The organism is Bradyrhizobium sp. (genome assembly GCF_049512235.1).
GTDB lineage: Bacteria > Pseudomonadota > Alphaproteobacteria > Rhizobiales > Xanthobacteraceae > Bradyrhizobium.
The window spans coordinates 1-3,914 of sequence record NZ_JBEKXH010000555.1 but is presented as its reverse complement, the minus strand read 5'-3'; the positions used below and the strand labels follow the sequence as shown (position 1 = coordinate 3,914).

Below are 3,914 nucleotides of genomic sequence, written 5' to 3'. Positions count from 1 at the left end.
CCCCATGCAAAGTAGCTTGGGTGTCGCCGGCATGGATGCCTGGACCGATCCCGCGAAACATTTCACACGTCGGGCATTGCCCTCACCACGTTTCGCCGAAGGGCCGCAATTCGACATTGAACGACCACGCGCTGCGATCTTGATGCACGACATGCCAGATCTCTTCCGCGATCGCCTTGGGCTTGATGAAGAATTCGTCGGGCCTGTCCTTGAAGCGCTCTCTTGTCCACGCGAGGTCGATGACCGCGTCGACCACAAGGTAGGCGACATGCACGCCGTTCGGGCCCAACTCGCGCGCCATCGCCTCGGCCAGGATGCGTTGCGCCGCCTTCGTGGGTGCGAACCCTGCGAACGATGGCTTCCCGCGCAATGCGGAGGTGTTGCCGGTAACAATGATGGCGCCCTTTTTCGCATCTATCATCGCGGGCGAAAATCGCCGGGCCAGATATAACAGCCCCATCGTGTTGACCTGAAAATTCCGGTTCAGAATCGACGGATCAATTTCGCGAAAGGTTCCAAACGCACCGCCGACCGCATTGTGGATGACGACGCTCGGACTTCCCAGGTCACGCTCGATCTGAGACGCCACATGATCTATCTGCGCAGCATCGGATACGTCACAGGGGTAGCCTTTTGCCGTGACGAGCTCTTTCTCCAGCGCGGCGAGGCGCGCCTCGTTCCGCGCCAGAAGAGCAACGCGGTATCCTCCTTCCGTAAACCGTTTGGCAAGTGCGGATCCGGTTCCCGGTCCGACGCCCGAGATCAGGCAGATGGGTGCGCTCATGGGAATACCTCGGTCAAACAGTCGTTCCAACCTTCGAAAAATCGGGCTTGCGACGTTCGGCAAATGCCGCGAACGCTTCACGTGCCTCGGCGGTCTGCAAGCGGTCGCGGAATAATGCGCCCTCCCGGCTGATCTGCGCGGCGATCCCGTCCATATCGCGCATCAGCGCTTTGGTTTGGCAAAGCGAGCCGGCCGGCCGTTGGGTCAGAGCTTCGGCAGCCTCCCGGGCCTTGATACGCAAATCCGCCGATGGGACCACCGCATTGGCCAATCCGCAGGCCAGGGCGGTCGCTGCGTCAAGAGGCTCTCCCAGCGCGAACATGGCATAGGCACGGACGTGCCCGATGCGCGCAGGCAATAGCCAGCTCGACGCCGCTTCCGGCACCAACGCCAGATTGACGAACGGCGTCATCAGCTTGGCGGTGTCGGCAAGAAATACAAGGTCGCAATGGAGCAACATCGTGGTGCCGACGCCAACCGCGTTGCCTTGCACGGCGGCGACGAGCGGACGGGTGGCTTTGCCGAGATTGCCGATGAATCGAAACGCCTGGCTCTCGCCGTTGTCATTGCCGTTGGCCTGGGCGCTGAAATCGGCAAGGTCGTTTCCGGCCGTGAAACTGTCGCCGTCGCCCTGAAACAGCACCACTCGCACCGCCGGATCCTTCTCCGCGCGCTCCAGCCCGTCCGACATCGCGCTATACATCGCGTTGGTCAGGGCGTTCTTCTTGTCAACGCGGCAAAGCGTCAACGTCATGATGCCCTCGGCTATCTCGGTCTTGACATGTTCAGTCATGATCGTGCTCCTCACCCTCGGTTGCTGTGCCGCGTCCCGCATGACCTAATGACCGCTGAATGCCGGCTTGCGCTTGTCGATGAAGGCACGCACCGCTTCCTTGTGGTCGGTCGTCTGCGCGGCCTCGACCATGTTCTCCGCTTCCTGATCCATTGAATCCAGAAAGTCCGAGGTCAAGGCGTGGTCGAGGTTGTCTTTCATCCGGGCCAACGCGATCGACGGTCCCTCGGCCAAGGACTTCGCAAGCGCAAAGGCGGTCTGGCGCAGCTCGGTGTCGGGCACGACGCGGTTGACGAGACCCAGCGCTTCGCAGCGGCCTGCGTCGATCCGCTCCGACAGGAACATCAGCTCCCGCGCCCGCGACGTTCCCGCAAGCCGCGTCAGCAACCACGCGATGCCGTAGTCCCCCGTCAAGCCGATGCGGGCGTATCCGGTGGCCATGATCGCCGACTCCGAAGCAATACGGATATCGCAAGCAAGGGCGAGCGCGAGTCCCGCACCCGCCGCGGGTCCCGGAAGTGCGGCGATGGTCGGCTTTCTCACCGCCACAAGAGCCCCGGTCAGGGTACGCTGCTTGCCTCGCAGGTCGGCGACGCGGTCTTCGATCGGCACCTCGGCCCTGGTCGAATTGCCGCCCATGCCCTTGACGTCGCCTCCGGCGCAAAAGGCATTGCCCGCGCCGGTGATCAACAGCGCGCCGACCTTCGGATCATCGCCGCACTGCTTGATCATGCGCCGTAGCGCCGGGGTCAATCGGTCCGAGAGCGCATTGCGTGCTTCCGGACGGTTGAGCGTGATCAATGCAACGCGGTCCCGGATTTCGCACAAGAGCTCGCTCGTACCGGTGTCGAGCTCGATCCGATCCTCCGCCATTCGAACCCCTCCCGTCTTGACCCTGTCCAAGTAATAAGCCCGCGATCGTGAAACCGCTACTTTCCGATCGATTGCATGAATTCGCGATCCGCCGCGGGAAGCGCAGCGGTCCAGGCCGGTTCGTCGCCCGCCTCCGGCAACAAGTGGCCGAATTCGATCATTTGCCGCGGCGGCAATTCCGCCACGTACACCCAGACCGAGCGGCTGCTCTCGACGTTCGCCGCGTCTCCGACCGCCTTCGCCATCAAAGCGATCATTCGCGACTTGTCCACGGCGGCGCGTCCGCTTCGGATATGGCCGTAGACGAAGAGATGGTCGTGCCGCAGCGGCGCGCCACCGATGTAGTAGTCGCCGGGTTTCACTTCGTGGAAGATGACCTGGGCAAAAAAGCCGGGGGCGCCGGTGACCTCGCAATGCACGCGCGTGATTTCGCCGGCAATCTTGCGCTTTTGTTCAACCGTCAGACGGCCCTCCGCAGTCGTGCAGAAATAGGTTGGCATCGTCCTTCACCTCCGGGTCAGCGTTACATCCGACCATCTCGCCACGGCCAACCTCCCGGTTCATCGCGCCTGCTTTCACGCGGCCTTATGGTTTAAGCATTTAAAGTTCTATTTTAGAACTTGTCAATCCAGATCCGGCCGGAGCCTTTCACGGCCTGGTGAGGAGCGGTATGCGGGGGCTGATTTTCGATGACGGGTTAGCAAATTTCATTTACAACGGCCGCCCGGCCCGGTATTTTCCTTAGGTACCAAATAAGAACTTGTTGGGCGCAGGGATGACCAGAGGTCGCGGCGTAGCAATATTGGTCGGCGCGGGCGACGCCATTGGCGCAGCCGTGGCTCGGCGTTTCGCCGAGGGCGGCTATACCGTCTGCATCTGCAGGCGTGACGCGGCAAAGTCGCAAGGGCTGGTCGACGAACTGAAAGCCGCGGGCCGTGACGTTCACGCCCTCAGCGTCGACGCCCGTCAGGAGGTCGAGGTTCAGAGGCTTTTCGCCGAGGTTGAAAATAACATGGGGCCGATCGAGGTTTGCCTGTTCAACGCCGGGTCGAACGTCAACAAGCCGCTGTTGGATACGACGGAAAAGCTCTTCTTCAAGGCGTGGGAGCTCGCCTGTTACGGAGGGTTCCTGGTTGGCCGCGAGGCCGCGCGCGTGATGCTTCCGCGCGGGCGCGGCACGATCTTGTTTACCGGCGCCACCGCCAGCATCCGTGGTGGCGCGGGTTTTGCGGCGTTTGCGTCGGCAAAATTCGGCCTGCGGGCCGTCGCCCAGGCCATGGCACGCGAGCTCGGTCCGAAGAACATTCACGTCTTGCACCTGATCATCGATGCCGGCGTGGATAGCGAAGCCATCCATCAGCGCCTGAGAGCGGCGAAAGGGATCGAAGCCAGCGACATCCCTCCGGACAGTCTGGCAAAGACATCTTCCATCGCCGAAGCCTATTGGTTCGCGCACCAGCAAAC

5 protein-coding genes are annotated in these 3,914 nt (G+C 62.1%); 1 reads left to right on the top strand and 4 read right to left on the bottom strand.

Translation table 11 applies throughout. The features are described 5' to 3' along the window. Positions 1 to 82: 82 nt before the first annotated feature. The 4 genes from ABSG20_RS31590 to ABSG20_RS31575 are packed head-to-tail and all read right to left on the bottom strand — an operon-like array spanning position 83 to position 2,950. Entirely contained in the window at positions 83 to 784 is a 702-nt protein-coding gene (locus ABSG20_RS31590; RefSeq protein WP_423868372.1) for an SDR family NAD(P)-dependent oxidoreductase, read from the bottom strand. A 13-nt stretch (positions 785 to 797) separates the two neighbouring features. Continuing rightward, the gene (locus ABSG20_RS31585) at positions 798 to 1,577 is read right to left on the bottom strand and encodes an enoyl-CoA hydratase-related protein (protein ID WP_423868371.1); all 780 of its coding nucleotides are present in this window, start codon (positions 1,575 to 1,577) and stop codon (positions 798 to 800) included. Positions 1,578 to 1,622: 45 nt separating this feature from the next. Further along, the gene (locus ABSG20_RS31580; RefSeq protein WP_423868370.1) at positions 1,623 to 2,450 is read right to left on the bottom strand and encodes an enoyl-CoA hydratase-related protein; all 828 of its coding nucleotides are present in this window, start codon (positions 2,448 to 2,450) and stop codon (positions 1,623 to 1,625) included. Positions 2,451 to 2,506: 56 nt separating this feature from the next. Beyond that, a complete protein-coding gene (locus tag ABSG20_RS31575; protein ID WP_423868369.1) occupies positions 2,507 to 2,950 on the bottom strand; it encodes a tautomerase family protein in 444 nt (147 codons plus the stop codon). Between the two features lie 275 nt (positions 2,951 to 3,225). Here ABSG20_RS31575 and ABSG20_RS31570 point away from each other — a divergent pair. Continuing rightward, a partial coding sequence (locus tag ABSG20_RS31570; RefSeq protein ID WP_423868368.1) for an SDR family NAD(P)-dependent oxidoreductase occupies positions 3,226 to 3,914 on the top strand: 689 nt, incomplete at its 3' end.

Bases quoted from the DNA above. Each gene is read 5' to 3' on its own strand.
- ABSG20_RS31590 (WP_423868372.1), bottom strand. From the start codon at position 784: ATGAGCGCACCCATCTGCCTGATCTCGGGCGTCGGACCGGGAACCGGA.
- ABSG20_RS31585 (WP_423868371.1), bottom strand. From the start codon at position 1,577: ATGACTGAACATGTCAAGACCGAGATAGCCGAGGGCATCATGACGTTG.
- ABSG20_RS31580 (WP_423868370.1), bottom strand. From the start codon at position 2,450: ATGGCGGAGGATCGGATCGAGCTCGACACCGGTACGAGCGAGCTCTTG.
- ABSG20_RS31575 (WP_423868369.1), bottom strand. From the start codon at position 2,950: ATGCCAACCTATTTCTGCACGACTGCGGAGGGCCGTCTGACGGTTGAA.